Annotated in this window: 10 protein-coding genes; 6 read left to right on the forward strand and 4 right to left on the reverse strand. The window is 63.4% G+C overall.

The window, feature by feature from the left end:
• Window positions 1-130: 130 nt before the first annotated feature.
• Complete coding sequence (locus tag NKJ11_RS01035; protein ID WP_128304351.1) at window positions 131-1033, forward strand: LysR substrate-binding domain-containing protein; 903 nt, start codon at window positions 131-133, stop codon at window positions 1031-1033.
• A 144-nt stretch (window positions 1034-1177) separates the two neighbouring features.
• Here NKJ11_RS01035 and NKJ11_RS01040 read toward each other — a convergent pair whose 3' ends face one another.
• From NKJ11_RS01040 to NKJ11_RS01055, 4 genes are all read right to left on the reverse strand, one after another.
• Window positions 1178-2434: an Hsp70 family protein gene (locus NKJ11_RS01040; protein WP_352610738.1), complete on the reverse strand. Its 1257-nt coding sequence runs from the start codon at window positions 2432-2434 to the stop codon at window positions 1178-1180.
• A 270-nt stretch (window positions 2435-2704) separates the two neighbouring features.
• Window positions 2705-3496 carry a TIGR02186 family protein gene (locus NKJ11_RS01045; RefSeq protein WP_027161734.1) on the reverse strand — a complete coding sequence of 264 codons (792 nt, stop codon included), beginning with the start codon at window positions 3494-3496 and terminating at the stop codon, window positions 2705-2707.
• Window positions 3496-4419, reverse strand: a complete 924-nt coding sequence (locus tag NKJ11_RS01050) for a sulfite exporter TauE/SafE family protein (RefSeq protein WP_023811359.1) — start codon at window positions 4417-4419, stop codon at window positions 3496-3498. Before NKJ11_RS01050 ends, NKJ11_RS01045 begins: the two co-directional genes overlap by 1 nt.
• A 191-nt stretch (window positions 4420-4610) precedes the next feature.
• On the reverse strand, window positions 4611-8633 hold the full coding sequence (locus tag NKJ11_RS01055; RefSeq protein WP_352792510.1) for a peptidoglycan-binding protein: 4023 nt from the start codon (window positions 8631-8633) through the stop codon (window positions 4611-4613).
• A 454-nt stretch (window positions 8634-9087) separates the two neighbouring features.
• On the opposite strand from NKJ11_RS01055, the gene NKJ11_RS01060 reads away from it, so the two are divergent.
• From NKJ11_RS01060 to NKJ11_RS01080, 5 genes are all read left to right on the forward strand, one after another.
• Window positions 9088-9546 (forward strand): MerR family transcriptional regulator, encoded by a 459-nt coding sequence (locus NKJ11_RS01060; protein WP_128304373.1) that lies wholly within the window; start codon window positions 9088-9090, stop codon window positions 9544-9546.
• 270 nt (window positions 9547-9816) lie between these two features.
• A complete protein-coding gene (locus NKJ11_RS01065; RefSeq protein ID WP_352610735.1) occupies window positions 9817-11628 on the forward strand; it encodes an acyl-CoA dehydrogenase in 1812 nt (603 codons plus the stop codon).
• A 121-nt stretch (window positions 11629-11749) separates the two neighbouring features.
• On the forward strand, window positions 11750-12919 hold the full coding sequence (locus NKJ11_RS01070; protein WP_352631071.1) for an acyl-CoA dehydrogenase family protein: 1170 nt from the start codon (window positions 11750-11752) through the stop codon (window positions 12917-12919).
• A gap of 33 nt (window positions 12920-12952) precedes the next feature.
• The gene (locus NKJ11_RS01075; RefSeq protein WP_127295300.1) at window positions 12953-14161 is read left to right on the forward strand and encodes an acetyl-CoA C-acetyltransferase; all 1209 of its coding nucleotides are present in this window, start codon (window positions 12953-12955) and stop codon (window positions 14159-14161) included.
• A gap of 14 nt (window positions 14162-14175) precedes the next feature.
• Complete coding sequence (locus NKJ11_RS01080) at window positions 14176-16395, forward strand: 3-hydroxyacyl-CoA dehydrogenase NAD-binding domain-containing protein (protein WP_352610731.1); 2220 nt, start codon at window positions 14176-14178, stop codon at window positions 16393-16395.
• Window positions 16396-16431 lie beyond the last annotated feature (36 nt).

Genomic DNA, 16431 nt, shown 5'->3' on the forward strand with positions numbered 1-16431 from the left:
CGACCATTCTGCTCTCTGCGATCTCTCGGCGAATTTTTTCTAACTTCACCCAAAAACTTAGAATAAAGCTATCGATCCGTCTAATCAGTTGTTCTTGTAAATTCGATCGATATTGGTTCTTAATGCAGACATGACCCTGGACCAGTTGCGGATTTTCGTCGCCGTCGCAGAGCGCGGCCATATGACCAAGGCGGCGGAACTGCTGGGCATTTCGCAGTCGGCCGCATCGGCCGCCATCCGGGCGCTTGAAGAACAGCACGGCGTCCATCTGTTCAACCGCGTCGGCCGCAACATCGAGCTTGCCCAGACCGGCCACCGGTTCCTGCCGGAGGCCAAGGCCGTGCTCGAGCGGGCCGCCGCCGCGCGCAATGTGCTGGAGCATGTCTCACAGACCGTCACCGGCAGCCTCTCGATCGCCGCCAGCCAGACCATCGCCAGCTATTGGCTGCCGCGCCGGCTGGCTTCCTTCCACGAAGCCTATCCGGCCGTCAGGCTAAGCGTCTCCATCGGCAACACCAGGCAGGTCGAGGCCAATGTCCTCGATGGCGCCGCGGATCTCGGCCTGGTCGAAGGCCGCACCGAGTCCGACATATTGCGCCGCGCCAAGGTCGACGTCGACAGGCTGATGCTGGTGGTTGCCAGCGCGCATCCGGAGATCCCCGAAGTCGCGCCCGGCCGCCCTGACATCAAGGGCCTGCGCTGGATCATCCGCGAGGGTGGTTCGGGTACGCGCGAGGTGCTGGAGGATCTGGCGCGCCACGAAGGGATTTCGCTCGCCGACCTCCAGATATTCCTGGTGCTGCCGAGTAATGAGGCTATCCGCCAGGCGGTCGAGGCAGGAGCCGGCGCCACCATCATTTCGGAGCTTGTCGTGGCCCGCGCCGTGGCCGAAGGCGGTCTGAGATCGGTGCCGCTCGAACTGCCGAAACGCGACTTCGCCATGATCACTCATCGCGATCGCCAGGCAAGCCTGGCCCAGATGGCGCTCAAGGCACATCTGGGTACGGAGATGAACGGGTCCGCGCCAAGATAGGGTCCGTTGAGATTCAGGTCAGGCCGAGTCGAAAATGGCTGACGCCGAGAACCGGAGCGGAGCGTACTTAAAGTACGTGAGCACCGGAAGCGCAGGTACCAGCCATTTGCAGGCCGGCATCACCTGAATATCAATGGACCCTGATCAGCCGAACTTCCGTTGGGCATCTAGCGCCAGCCCAAGTCCGACCGAGCCGAACATGTCGCCTTCGATGACGGACGCCTGCGGCACCAGCGACAGGATTTCTCGTCTGGCCAGCGGGATCGCGGTCGATCCGCCAGTCAGGAACACCGCGGTGATGTCGGATGGCTTCACCTCAGCGTCACGGATGGTCTGCGCCACCGTTGCTGTGACACGCTCGATATCCCTGGCGATCGTGGCATCCAGCCCGTTGCGCGTGATTTCGGCGGCGAACTCCGCACCCGGCAGCTTCACCACGACATCTGCGGACGATCTGTCGGTCAGCTGTATCTTGGCCTTCTCGACGAGTGCCGCCAGCGCGTGTCCATAGCGGTGTTCGACGATGTGGATGAAACGGCCGACCAGGTCGGCGCGCTCGGCCTCGTAGCGGATCTGGCGCAGATGCGTCATCGCCCTGGCGGTGTAGACCAGATTGATGCGCTGCCATGTCGCCAGATCGATGAAGTAGCTTGCCGGCAGATTGCGCTTGCCGTCCTTGGTTGGCGTCAAATAGCCGAGCTGCGGCATCACATGGGCGATGCTCAGCTGCCGATCGAAATCCGTGCCGCCGATGTGGACGCCCCGGCTGGCCAGGATGTCGTCCTTGCGGTCGAGCGACCGGGAGCGCTGCGGTGAAACGCGCACGATCGAGAAGTCCGACGTGCCGCCGCCCATATCGATGATCAGCGCCAGTTCCTCGCGCGTCACCTTCTGCTCGTAGTCGAGCGCCGCCGCGATCGGCTCGAACTGGAAAGCGATGTGCTTGAAGCCCTGGGCACACGCGGCGTTCTCGAGTTCGCTTTGCGCCTTCGCGTCGGCCTCGGCATCGTCATCGACGAATTGCACCGGCCGGCCAAGCACGACGGTCTCGACCGTATCGCCGGCATCTGCTTCCAGCCTCTTCTTGAGATGGCCGAGGAACATGCCGACGATCTCCATGAAGCCGATCGACCGCGATTTGATGCGGGTCTTTTCATGGGCCAGCGAACTGCCGAGCACGCTCTTCAGAGAACGCATCAGCCGGCCTTCGACGCTGTCGGTGTAGTTGGCGATGGCGTGGCGGCCAAAGCAGGTGCGGTTGTCCTCGAAGTTGAAGAATACGGCACTGGGTAGCGTCACCTGGCCGTCCTCAAGCACGACGAGCCGCGGCTGCCCGTTGCGGACCACGCCAACGGTGGAGTTCGAAGTCCCGAAGTCGATGCCGCCGAAGGCTGGTCGCATGACAAGTTCCTGTATTTGTCGTCGGCGAGCCAAGAGGCGCCATGAGAAATCGCGCGCTGTCCGGGGACGGGCTGCTCTGCCGAACCGAATTGTTTGTGTGTGCCATTTGGCCGGGGAGCGCGGTCTACCGCATGCCTCGGCAAAGGGAAACCACTTTTCGGGAAAGTTCTGAAGTGCGTCGCGTTTGAGCGGATTCACGCGACGCACTTCAGGTCTTGATTCGATGCATGTCGTTCTCCCAAAACCGGGGCCACTTTTGGGCGACATGCATTAGTCCCGCCGGAAGATCAGCCTTCCAAGCCAGCCAGTCAGCATGGCCAGCGATATCGCGAAGACGCCATAGAGGAACGAATAATTGTGCGCGACACGGAAGATCGACTGCTCGAAACCGGATTTGCGGATTTCGAGCTGGGCCGAGCTTTCCTTGATGAACAGGCCGCTCTTGAACAGGAACGCGCGGGCTTTATGGGTTCCAACTGGCACATTCGGTGCCAGCCTGACGGTGGCGCGGAAAAGGTTCTGCGACAAAAATTGCACGCCGCCGACATTCTCGCTGTAGAGGCCGGTCGCCGACTTGCGCTCCCGCAGTGCCGCCGTGAACTCCTCGATCGTCGCCGGGCTGTCGCCGGCATCGGCGGGCTGCATATAGAGGTTGGAGGCGCCGAGCGACAGCTGCTTGTAGCTGTTGGGTTCGGTGATGTCCTGCAGCGGCCGCGTCGTCGCCACCGAATAGGAGACGGGCACGTTTTCGAAGGTCTCGGAGTCCAGATTGACCCAGACGCCGAGCACCCTGTCCTTGCGGCGCACCACCACCGGCTTGGGCGGACCTTCGAGCACGACGATGACGTCGTAACGGCCTTGGCGCGCGACGAGTGGATCCGGGTTTTCCAGCGAACCGAAGATGGTCAGGTCGGCCCCGGAAAAGCCGGCGGTGATCGAGACGTTGTCGGTGGAGAGCCCGATCTGGATGCCTTCGGTCAGCGGGACCTGTGCCTTCGCCGGCACGGCGGCCGCAAGCAGCGACAGGACAATGGCGGTTGCGAATGTGTTGCGAGCCCTCATCAGTTGAGGCCCGCGGCAGACAGCGAATAGAGGTTGGGCGGGGTGACGAACAGATCGATCGCCAATCGTATCGCCACCGCCAGCACGAGCAGCGCCAGCAAGGCCCTGAGCTGCTCGCCGCGCAGCCTCTGGCCGGCCTTGGCGCCGTACTGCGCACCGGCGACGCCGCCCGCCATCAGCAGGAAGGCCAGCACGACATCGACCGTCTGGTTGGTGGTGGCGTGGACCAGCGTCGTATAGGCGGAGGTGAAGATGATCTGGAACAGCGAGGTGCCGATGACGACGTTGGTCGGCACTTTCAGCAGATAGATCAGTGCCGGCACCATGATGAAGCCGCCGCCGACGCCCATGATCGACGACAGGAAGCCGATACCGGCGCCAAGGCCAAGTACGGGGATGACGCTGACGAACAGTTTTGACGCCCTGAACCGCATCTTCAGCGGCAAGCGGTGGATCCAGTTGTGCTGGCCGGATTTCTTCAGCACCGGCGCCGCACCGCTGCGCGTGGCGCGCAGCGCATTGACGCTTTCGACCAACATCAGCCCGCCGACGGTGCCGAGCAGCACGACGTAGAGCAGCGAGATGAACAGGTCGAGCTGGCCGAGGCGGCGCAGGAAGGCGAAGACGTAGATGCCGCCGGTGGAGCCGACAATGCCGCCGGCCAGCAACACCCCGCCGAGCTTGAAATCGAGCGTACCCCGCTTCATGTGCGAAAGGACGCCGGAGACGGAGGAGGCGATGACCTGGTTGGCGCCGGTGGCGACAGCGATCGCCGGGGGTATGTTGTAGAAGATCAACAGCGGCGTGATGAGGAAGCCGCCGCCGACGCCGAACATGCCCGACAGGAAACCCACCGCCGCGCCCATGGCCAGCAGGACGAAGATATTGACGGAAATTTCCGCGATCGGGAGATAGATGCCCACCCGTCAGTCTCAATCAGTTCTGCCGTCGGCGAATGCAACCGTTGCGGGCATCTTGGACCGACAAGCCAATTCGTTCTTGCGCCGGAGGTGCTGCGAAGTCAAACCGCGCTACGCCGCCGAAACAAAAAACATCTCAATCAGTTAACAGGCGAATGTGTGGCAGAGGCGTCGTGGAAACGACGCCTCCGCCGTTATTTGCGCGCCAGCAGCGCCTTGACCAGTTTTTCATCGACTTCGCCGGTCGCCGGCATCTTGTTGTCGGTCTGGAAAGCCATGATCGCGGTCTTCGTCTTCTGGCCCATCTTGCCGTCGGCGCCGCCGGCGTCGTAGCCGTTCTTGTTGAGAATGCGCTGGATGTTCTGGACGGCCTTCTTCATGTCGATGCTGGCTGTCGTCTGCGGTGTGCCGTCCTGCCAGGATTCAGGAATGTCGGCCGAATTGGCCGCCGCATCCAACGGCTTGGCCTTCCACAGCTCAGTCGCGGCGCGGGCGCGTTCGAGCTGCTCGGGCCGCAGCGCATTGGCGATCTCGTCACGCTTGGCCGCCGCATCCTTGTCGCCGGTCTTGGCGACAAGCGCGAACCATTTGTAGGATTCCTCGAGGTTCTGTTTCATGCCGACGCCCTTAGCGGCGAGGATGCCGAGGTTGAACTGGCTGTCCTTGACGCCGACATCGGCCGCCGCCTGGAACCAGTGCGCGGCCGATTCATTGTCGGTCACGCCGTCTGCCGCCATGGCGAACAGGACGGCTAGATTGTGCATGCCGCTGGCGTTGCCCTGTGCTGCGGCAAGCTGGTACCAGGTCTTCGCCTTCTTGATGTCGCGCGCGACGCCGACGCCCTTTTCGTAGAAATTTCCGATGCGGTATTCGGCCGGCGCGAAGCCGAGTTCCGCCGATTTCTCGTACCACTTGGCCGCTGCCGCCATGTCTTCCTTGACGCCGCGCGACTCGGCATAGCGCGAGCCGATTTCGAACAGCGCCTTGGCGTCGCCGCCGGCGGCGGCATCACGCAAGGCGGGCGGGCCGGCGTCAGCGGGAATGTCGAACTTTGCCGTCGTCGCCGGCGAAGCGTCCACCGGCGGAACCGCGCCCGTGGTGTCCTTGGCGATGGTCGGCTCTGCCGCCATAGGCTGGATGCCGGTGTCGGTATCGGCAGCTTCCGGGGCGACCGGAACGGTCGAGGGCGGCGCAGCCGGGGCTGTTGTCTCGGACACCGCTGGGTTCGCATCGGCCGATGTGGCCAAGGCGACGGGCGCCGGAACCGGCTCGGCGGTCGGCGCGGCACCCATCGACGGCTCGGCGCCTGACGGCGTGGCAATCATGCTTTGCGCGGCCATGTCGTCCTTGGTTGCCGGTGCGGACGGCTCGGCCTGTCTGACGGCATGGTCCGGCGCGCTTTCCACTGCCGCGGGCTGCGCGTCCGTCTTTGGCTGGCTCGCGGCATCGAGCGAGGCGACGATCGGCGCGACATCGTTGCTCGCCACCTGGGCCGGATCAGCGAAGAAGGCCTTGCCCAGTTGCAGAGCGCCCAGCGCCAGCAGGATCGCGGTTGTCCCCATCAGGATTGGCTTGCGCCGTGCCTTGAGCAGGTCGCCGATCCGCAGCGCCTTCACCGGTCCGGTCACCGTCGACTGGCGCTTCAGCGCATCGGCCTCGGCGGCCGCGGCCTGCGCCGCGCGCCGGGCCGCGGCGATGAAATCCGATTTGGCGGCATCGGTGTCGCTGGGCTTGGCCGGCTGGCCGCGCTCGTCACGCACGCGCTTCATGATGGCATTGAGGTCAGGTGCGCCGGAGCCGGGCTCCAGCGGCCGGTTGGCCATTTTCGGATCGAGCGGCTCGTCGAGATCGACGCTCGGGATCGGGGCACTCGGCGCCGAGCCGGCCAGTGGCGGCATGTCCGCCTCCTTCTTGCCCTTGAAGGCGCGAGCCAGGCCACCGAACAACGACTTGCGGCCGCCTGCCTGTTCGCCTTTCTCGGCGATCGTGTCCGAACCGAGCGCGGCCATGGCAGCCGCCGCCGCAGCCTCGGCCGGCGTGCGCGTGCCGATACCAATACCCAGGTCGCCACGCGTACCCAGGTCGCCACGCGCACTCGGCTCGTTGCGCAGGATGGCGGCGGCACGGCCATCGAGATCGGCCATGTCCCCGGTCAATGGCAGGGGCTGATCGATATCCATCGACGGCGCGTCGACAGCCATCTTGGGCCGCCGGGCGCCGCGCCAGTTGCTCGGCTCGGCCGGTGCCGCATCCAGCAATTCGCTCATCGCCTCGACCGGCTCGCCGGGTTCGAGCGAACCTAGCCGGTCGACGATCTTGAGCAACGTGTCGTGGATGGCCTCGAACGTTCTCGAATTGCGCTCGTCGGAGCGCCGCGTCAGCGTTTCAAGTGTCTTCAAATCCTGGGCGAGGCCGGAAACCGCGGTCGTATTGGCGCTCGAACCGGCCAGCGATTGCACTGCGTTCTCGGCCGCTTCGCGCGCCGCGCCAAGGATGGAATCGCGGGTTCCTGCGAGCGACTTTTCAATTTCGTTGAGACGCGGGCTGATGTCCTCGAATTCCGGCAGCGGGGTGCTGGGCTTGGAAAGATGAGCGGACAGGCCGGCAACCTGTGCTTCCAGGCTGCGGATCAGCGCCGGATCGATGCCGGCGACCTGTGCGGCCGACGCGTCCAGCCGGCTTGAAATGTCTTCGAGCCGGCTCTCCAGGCCGCGGATCGCGGCTTCGCCCGCGGGATCGGGCACACGCGTTTCCATACGCTTGGCGAGCGCCGTAAAGCGGGCATCGATGGCTTCCATGATGCCGGCGCTGTCGACCTGCGGCATGCGCTGGTCGAGCCTGTCGGCAACCTCGTCCAGTCTGCGCTCGAGATCGCGGAACAGCATGTTGCCCTGTTCGATGGCGTCACCCTGGCGGCGTTCCATCATGCTCGACAGCACGTCGAAGCGCTGCTCCAGCCCATGGAAGATGTAGTCGGCGTCAGGCATGGCGGGCGCCTGGTCGATCTTGTCGGCGATGAGTGCGATCTGCTTGGCCAGGCGCTCCATCGCCTGCTCGGGCAGATTGGCGCGACCGCCGAGCTCGTCGACCCGACCGGACAGCGTGCTCAGCCGGTCCATGACCGCGTTGCCTGGACGATCCTGCGCCACTTCCTCGATCTGGCTGGCAAGCGAGTCGATCCGCCTCTCGATGCGCTCGAAAGCCTCGTGGTCGAATGAATTGGCTTGCGCCGCGACCGTGGATGCGACGATGGCGCGGGAGATCTCGTCCAGCCGCTCGTCGATCATGCCAAGTGTGTCGCTGCCGCGATTGTCCTGCTGGCTGGCGAAATGGTCGACAGCGCCGGCAAGCGTGCGCACCTTCTCCTCCAGCGAGCGCAGCGACAACGATTCCGGCAAATTGTTGACGGCATTGCTGATTTGCTCCAGACGGGCCGTCAGAGCAGACAGGCCCGGGTCGTCCGAGCGCTTGCGCTGGTCGGCGTCGACGCGGTCTTCGAACGCCGTCCAGCGGCGATCGAAATCGTCCCAGCGGCGGTCGACCTTCTGCACGCTCTCTTCGCGTGCCAGCGTGTCGAGTGCGGCTTTGACCTGTTCGAGTTCGAGCCGCAGCATGTTGACGCTTCTGTCGTCGCTCTTCTCGGCCAGTGTCTGGATGGCGCCCGAAAGCCGCTCGAACTCAAGGCCGAGTTCAGCACTGCCCTTGGCCAAAGCACCGGGCCTTGCGCCTGACTGGAAAGCCCGCTCGATGTCCTTGCGCAGCGCTTCGAATTCCCGCTGCAGACCTGCGGTCATCTGGTGGCGCAGTTCCTCGCGCATGCCGCGCAATTCGCCGGCGATCTTGCCGACCATGGCAACGCCATCCTCCTGGCCGCGCACGCGATCGATATCGCGGGCAATGGCCTGGTAATTCTGCTCGAAAGCGGCGGCTCCCTGCATCGGGCTCTTCGGACGCGGCGCGGGCTGCGGGTCCTCATACCAGCGCTGCTGGCCAGAGGGCCGGGCGGCGGGATAGCGCGCGTCGGCAGCATATTGGCGGGGATCGGTTTGGCCCAGATCTGGTTGGCGGGGATCGGGACGTGCCATCGGATCCTCGCGCGTCCGCTCCAGCCGCTGCTCCAGCGTCTCCAGCGACTGGTTCAACTGCTCGAGCGTGGTCTGCGGCCTGCGCTGCCTGCCGGCATTGAGTGTATCGAGATAGGACCGCTTGCTGTTCATCGGTGCGTCCGTCTTTCAGAATGGCTGGCTCGCGGCCAGTTCCCCCAGGTCCCTATCGGAACGAAGGCGACCGGCGGCGATGCCGCGGCGGAAGACGAGCTTCCCGGGCTCTCGCCCGCGCTCCGAAAAACCGTGAAAAATTCGATACAGGATAAACACGGGTAGCCGACCCGCCCACATTTCCCCCAACGTGGTAAACAACGCGTTAACCAAACTTAAGAAATTGAAAGGATGTCGGCTGCCGGCCTGACGGTGCGGCATAAAGGGCGGCGCGCAGAACGCCCTTGCGTCATCATGCGGCAATCGGTATAGAATTGACGTAAACGTAAAAGGCGCATTGAGCGCATGTTTGCGATTTGTTTGTTGAAACCACGACTGGAAGCAGGCCCCCGCTTCCAGTCAGGCGACGCACGGTCCGAGACCGCGACGCCACCAGACGGGGAAGCCAGTGACCATGAAGCTTATCTCGGCCGGCGAGACCGCGGCCAATACCAATATGTCTGCCGAAGCCGGCGAGGATCTCGTCCGCATCGGCGAGATGGCGAAGAAATATGGAGTGACGCTGCGCACGCTGCGTTTCTACGAAGACAAAGGCCTGCTCAACCCGCAGCGTGACGGATCGACCCGTCTCTACACGCGCCGCGACAAGGCCCGTCTCAAGCTGATCCTGCTTGGCCGCAAGGTTGGATTCTCGCTGCGCGATGTCAAGCAGATGATGGATCTCTACGATCCGACCGGTTCAAACACCAAGCAGCTCAAGCTCGCGCTGGACAAGTCGGAAAAGCAGCTTGCCCGCCTGCAGAAGCAAAAGGCGCTGATCGACGACGCCATCAACGAGCTGAGCGGCTCGATGTCGGCGGTGCGACAGATGCTGAGCGAGCGTTCGGCACCGCAGGCGAGCGCCGCCAGCTAAGTCCTCCGCCAATTGTCTGACGATCAAAGCCGCGTGGCCTGCCACGCGGCTTTTCGTTGTCCTGGCCCACTCTTATGGCCTTTCGGCGCTGGCTTGCGCAACGTCGCGCCGCTACGCTCATTGCTCCAGTGGGCGGGGAATCTTGTCGCATCGAAAAAATTGACGTTTACGCACACGTCAATTTTTGCTATCCGCTCCCAATATGGGTCCGCATGCCGCCCTGGCTTGTCTTGGGGGTATTCGGACCGGGTTTGCAGGGTGGAGAAAAGCATGCCGACATACAGGGCTCCGGTCCAGGATACGCTGTTCGTGCTCAACGAGGTTCTGGGTTATCAGCGTTATTCGAACCTTCCCGGATTTGCCGATGCCACGCCCGATGTGCTCGAGGCGATCCTCGCCGAAGGCGCCAAGCTCGCCGAAAACGTCATGCATCCGCTGAACCGTGTCGGCGACATGGAAGGCTGTGTGCGTCACGACGATGGCTCGGTGACCACGCCGAAAGGCTTCAAGGAGGCCTTCGACCAGTATCGTGAGGGCGGCTGGATGGGATTGGCCGCACCCGTCGAGTTCGGCGGCCAGGGCCTGCCCTATGCCGTGCACACCGCTGTCGCCGAATATATGGTCTCGGCCAATATGTCCTTGATGATGTATCCGGGCCTGACGCAGGGTGCGATCGCCGCGATCATCACCCACGGCACCGACGAGCAGAAGGCGACATGGTTGCCGAGGATGATCGAGGGTGCCTGGACCGGCACCATGAACCTGACAGAGCCGCATTGTGGCACGGATCTCGGCCTGTTGCGGACAAAGGCGGTGCCGAACGGCGATGGCACCTATAAAATTTCAGGCCAGAAGATCTTCATCTCGGCCGGCGAACACGACATGTCGGACAACATCGTCCATCTGGTTCTGGCCCGCATCGAGGGCGCGCCGGAAGGCGTCAAGGGCATCTCGCTGTTCATCGTGCCGAAGCTCAAGCTCGACCCGTCGGGCAATCCGGGCACCAGGAACACCGTCTCCTGCGGCTCGATCGAGGAGAAGATGGGCATCCATGGCAATTCGACCTGCGTCATGAACTATGACGAGGCTGAGGGCGCGCTGCTCGGCGAGGCCAATGGCGGCCTGAAGGCGATGTTCACGATGATGAACGAGGCGCGCCTCGGCGTCGGCCTGCAGGGGCTTTCGCTGTCGGAGATCGCCTACCAGAACGCCGTGTCCTACGCCAAGGACCGTTTGCAGGGCCGCTCATTGTCGGGGCCGAAGGCGCCGGACAAGAAGGCCGACCCGATCATCGTCCATCCCGACATCCGCCGCAGCCTGATGACCATGAAAGCCTTCAACGAGGCCGGCCGCGCGCTGGCGCTGTGGACGGCGATCAAGTCCGATGTCGCTCACCGCTCGGGTGACGACAAGGACCGCCAGGCCGCCGACGACTACACCGGCCTGATGACACCGGTGGTCAAGGGCGTGCTCACGGACAAAGGGTTCGACCACGCCGTCATGGCGCAGCAGGTGTTCGGCGGTCACGGCTATATAGAAGAGCATGGCATGAGCCAGTTCGTGCGCGATGCCCGCATCGCCATGATCTATGAAGGCGCCAACGGCATCCAGGCGCTCGACCTCGTCGGCCGCAAGCTCGGCCTGAATGGCGGCCGCGCCGTGCAGGCCTTCTTCAAGGAGGTCGGTGAGTTCTGCGAGGAGAACCGCTCCGACGAGAAGATGGCGCCATTCACCAAGGCGCTGAAGAAAGGTCTCAACGATTTGCAGGCGGCGACCATGTGGCTGGTGCAGAACGGCATGGCCAAGCCCGACAATGCCGGTGCGGCCTCGACCGACTACATGCATCTCTTCGGCCTGGTTGCTCTGGGCTATATGTGGGCGCAGATGGCCAAGGTGGCACTTGGCAAGACTGACGCCAATGGCGCGCAATCCTCTTATGAAAACAACGTGGCTTTCTACGACAACAAGGTCGTGACGGGGCGCTTCTTCATGGAGCGGATCATGCCGGAGACGTCGGCGCATCTCGCCCGCATTTCGAGCGGCGCCGACACATTGATGGCACTGCCGGCGGAAGCGTTCTAAAGATGACCTGCGTCCCCCTCCCTCTCGAGGGGAGGGTGGCCCGAAGGGCCGGGAGGGGTCGTTGCGGCAGTGCGCCGGCTTCAGTTTCGATGATGCATCTCGGGAGGAGTATCATACCAGCATGACCAACCCAGCTGAAATCCTTGGCCTTCCGAAGCCCTCCTGGGCGGCGGACGAGGTCGGCATGCTCTACGACATGGCGCATCGCTTCATGTCGGAGGAGATCGCGCCGCGCTACGACGAGTTCGAGAAGAACGAGATGGTCGATCGCGAAAGCTGGCTGAAGGCAGGTTCCGCCGGCCTGCTCTGCGCCTCGATGCCGGAGGAATATGGCGGTTCCGGCGGCACATTCGCGCATGAGAGCGCTATCATCGAGGCCATCGGCCATGTCGGTGTCGACGGGTTCGGCATCGGCCTGCACAATTCGATCGTCGCCCCTTATATCCTCCACTACGGCTCCGAGGAGCAGAAAAAGAAATGGCTGCCGAAACTGGCGACCGGCGAGCTGATCGGCGCCATCGCCATGACCGAGCCCGGCGCCGGCTCCGACCTGCAGGGCGTCAAGACGCGGGCGCAGAAGGATGGCAATCAATACAAGATCAACGGTTCCAAGACCTTCATCACCAATGGGCAGCTTGCGAACTTCATCATCGTCGTCACCAAGACCGATCCGGAGAAGGGCGCCAAGGGCACCTCGCTGATCGTCGTCGAGACCGACGAGGTCGAAGGTTTTCAGCGCGGCCGTAACCTCGACAAGATCGGGCTCAAGGCCAACGACACGTCGGAGCTGTTCTTCAACGACATGCGCGTGCCGACCTCCAACCTGCTCGGCCACGAGGAAGGGCAGGGCTTCGTCCAGTTGATGCAGCAACTGCCGCAGGAGCGACTGCAGATCGGCACCGGCGCCATTGCGATGATCGAGCGGGCGCTGGCGCTGACTATTCGTTACGTCAAGGAGCGCAAGGCGTTCGGCAAGGCGATCATCGATTTCCAGAACACCCAGTTCAAGCTGGCCGAACTCAAGACCGAGGCCACCATCGGCCGCGTCTTCTACAATGATTGCGTCACCCGCCACATCGCCGGCGGCCTCGATCCTGTGACCGCGTCGATGGCCAAGTACTGGCTCAGCGACCTGCAGGGAAAAGTCGTCGACGAATGCCTTCAACTGCATGGCGGCTATGGCTACATGAATGAATATCCGATCGCCCGCATGTTCCGCGACGCTCGCGTCCAGCGCATCTACGGCGGCACCAATGAGATCATGAAATTGCTGATCGGCCGCTCTCTCTGAGGGCGACGACCGGCAAACCCAAGGAGCAAGCAAATGGCTGAAGCTTATGTCTATGACGCTGTGCGCACACCGCGCGGCAAGGGCAAGAAGGACGGATCGCTGCACGAGGTGCCGGCGGTGCGGCTTGCCGCCAAGACGCTCGAGGCGCTGCGCGACCGCAATGGGCTCGACACCGGCAATGTCGATGACATCATCTTCGGCTGCGTCGATCCGGTCGGCGAAGCCGGCTCGGTCATTCCGCGCGCCGCCGCCTTCGAGGCCGGCTACGACACCAAGGCGCCCGGCATGCAGATCTCACGCTTCTGCGCTTCCGGGCTCGACGCCATCAATTTCGGCGCCGCCAAGATCGCGCAGGGCGCCGATGAGATCGTCATTGCCGGCGGCGTCGAATCGATGTCGCGTGTCGGCATGGGCGCCTCGGGCGGCGCCTGGTTCATGGATCCTTCGGTCGGCCTGCCCGGCTGGTTCGTGCCGCAAGGCATCTCGGCCGACCTGATCGCCACCAAATACGGCTTCAGCAGAGACGACGTCGACGCCTATGCGGTCGAGAGCCAGAAGCGCGCCGCCAAATCCTGGGCCGATGGCCGCTTCAAGAATTCCGTCGTCCCGATCAAGGACCAGAACGGCCTGACCATCCTCGACCATGACGAACATATGCGCCCGTCCACCGACATGCAGTCGCTGGCCTCGCTCAACCCGTCCTTCGTCATGCCAGGCGAAATGGGCGGCTTCGATGCCGTCGCCGTGCAGAAGCATCCCGAGGTGGAAGAGGTCAATCACGTCCATCATGCCGGCAATTCCTCCGGCATCGTCGATGGCGCCGCCGCCGTGCTGCTCGGTTCGAAGAAGGCGGGCAAGGCGATGGGGCTGAAGCCGCGCGCCCGCATCCGCACCTTCGCCAACATCGGCTCCGAGCCGGTGCTGATGCTGACCGGCCCGGTCGACGTCACCGAGAAGCTGTTGAAGCGCGCCAAGATGAAGCTCTCGGACATCGACCTGTTCGAGCTCAACGAAGCCTTCGCTTCGGTGGTGCTGCGCTACATGCAGGCGTTCGACATCGATCACGACAAGATCAACGTCAATGGCGGTGCTATCGCTATGGGTCATCCGCTCGGCGCCACCGGCGCGATGATCTTCGGCACGGTGCTGGACGAACTCGAGCGCCGCGATCTCAACACCGCTCTGGTGACGCTGTGCATCGGCGCTGGCATGGGAACCGCAACCATCATCGAACGCGTCTGACGGGGAGAGAAACGATGAGCTACACCAATTTCACCCTCGACATCGACGCCGACGGCATTGCGCTGGTCACCTGGGACATGCCTGGCCGCTCGATGAACGTTTTCACCGAAGAGGCGATGCGGGAATTGAACGCCATTGTCGACAAGGTGGCTGGTGATGCCGCCATCAAGGGCGCCGTGATCACTTCCGGCAAGGATACCTTCTCCGGCGGTGCAGACATCACCCTGCTGCAGAAGATGCTGACGACCTTCGCTGCGGAAAAGGGCAAGGACGCCGAAAAGGCGACCAAGGCGCTGTTCGACAATGCCGGCATGATGACCGGCCTGTTCCGCAAGCTGGAAACTTGCGGAAAGCCGTGGGTGTCGGCGATCAACGGCACCTGCATGGGCGGCGCCTTCGAATTGTCGCTCGCCTGCCACGGCCGTGTCGCCGCCGACAGCGACAAGGTAAAAATGGCGCTTCCCGAGGTGAAGATCGGCATCTTCCCCGGCGCCGGCGGCACCCAGCGCGTACCGCGGCTGACCGATCAGCAGCAGGCGCTGCAGATGCTGACCTCCGGCCAGACCCTGTCGCCGCAGAAAGCCAAGTCTATGGGCCTGATCCATGAGATCGCCGAGCCGGTCAGACTGGTCGAGACCGCCAAGGCGATGATCAGGAATGGCCTGAAGCCGGTGGCGCCATGGGACGAGAAAGGTTTCAAGCTGCCCGGCGGCCCGATCTACTCGGTGGCGGGCGCCAATCTGTGGCCACCGGCCATCGCCATCCTGCGTCGCGAGACCTACGGCAATTATCCGGCCGCCGCCGCGATCCTCAAATGCGTCTATGAAGGCCTGCTGGTGCCGTTCGACACCGCCTTGCGCATCGAGCAGCGCTATTTCACCGAGATCATGCAGACCAGGGAAGCGGCGGCGATGATCCGCTCGCTGTTCGTGTCGCTGCAGGAACTGAACAAGGGCGCCCGCCGCCCGGCCGGCGTGCCGGAAACCAAATTCAAGAAGATCGGCATTCTCGGGGCCGGCTTCATGGGCGCGGGCATCGCCTATGTCACCGCCAAGGCCGGCATCCCGGTGGTGCTGCTCGACCGTGATCTGGAGTCGGCGACCAAGGGCAAGGCGCATTCCGACGGCCTGATCTCGGATCAGGTTAAGAAGGGCCGCGCCAAGCCGGAGGACAAGGACAAACTGCTGTCGCTGATCACGCCGACGGCGGACTATGCCGACCTTGCCGGCTGCGATCTGGTGGTCGAGGCCGTTTTCGAGGATTCGAGCGTGAAGAAGAGCGCCACCGAACAGGCGGAAGCCGTGCTGAAGCCATCGGCGATCTTCGCGTCGAACACCTCGACCATTCCGATCACCGGCCTGGCGAAGAATTCTGCGCGGCCGAAGAATTTCATCGGCATCCATTTCTTCTCGCCGGTCGACAAGATGATGCTGGTCGAGATTATTTTGGGCAAGAAGACCGGCGACAAGGCGCTGGCCACCGCGATCGACTTCGTTCGCGCCATCAAGAAGACGCCGATCGTCGTCAACGACACGCGCGGCTTCTACGTCAATCGCTGCGTGCTGCGCTACATGTCGGAAGCCTACAAGATGCTGATCGAGGGCGTTCCCGCGCCGATGATCGAGAACGCGGCGAAGGCAGCCGGCATGCCGGTCGGCCCCCTGGCGCTGACCGACGAGACGGCCATCGACCTTGCCCAGAAGATCATGAAGCAGACCATCAGGGATTTGGGCGACAAGGCGGTCGATCCCAAGCAGATGGCGCTGATCAACACCATGGTCGACGATCACGGCCGCTTCGGCCGCAAGAACGGCAAGGGTTTTTACGATTACCCGGCGAAGCCCGCCAAGAAGAAGCTGTGGCCGGGCCTTAGGGATCTCTATCCGCAGCTTGCACCCGAGAAGGTCGATTATGGGGAACTGCAGCAGCGGCTGCTGGTCACCATCGCGCTGGAAGCGGCGCGGGTGATGGAAGAAGGCATCGTCACCGACCCGCGCGAGGCCGATGTCGGCTCGATCCTCGCTTTCGGCTTCGCTCCCTACACCGGCGGTGCGCTGTCCTACATCGACGGCATCGGCGCCAAGGCATTCGTCAAGATCGCCAAGGGCTTGCAGAAGAAATACGGCGCCGAGTTCAAGGCGCCCAAGCTGCTGCTCGACATGGCCGAGAAGGGCGAGAGCTTCTACCAGCGTTTCGATCCCTATGCGAAAGGCGACGTGAAGCAGGCAGCCTGACGCATGAGCAAAATCAAGCGTCTTGCAGCGACCTTT

The sequence above is a fragment of the Mesorhizobium sp. M0243 genome (assembly GCF_040321775.1).
GTDB lineage: Bacteria > Pseudomonadota > Alphaproteobacteria > Rhizobiales > Rhizobiaceae > Mesorhizobium.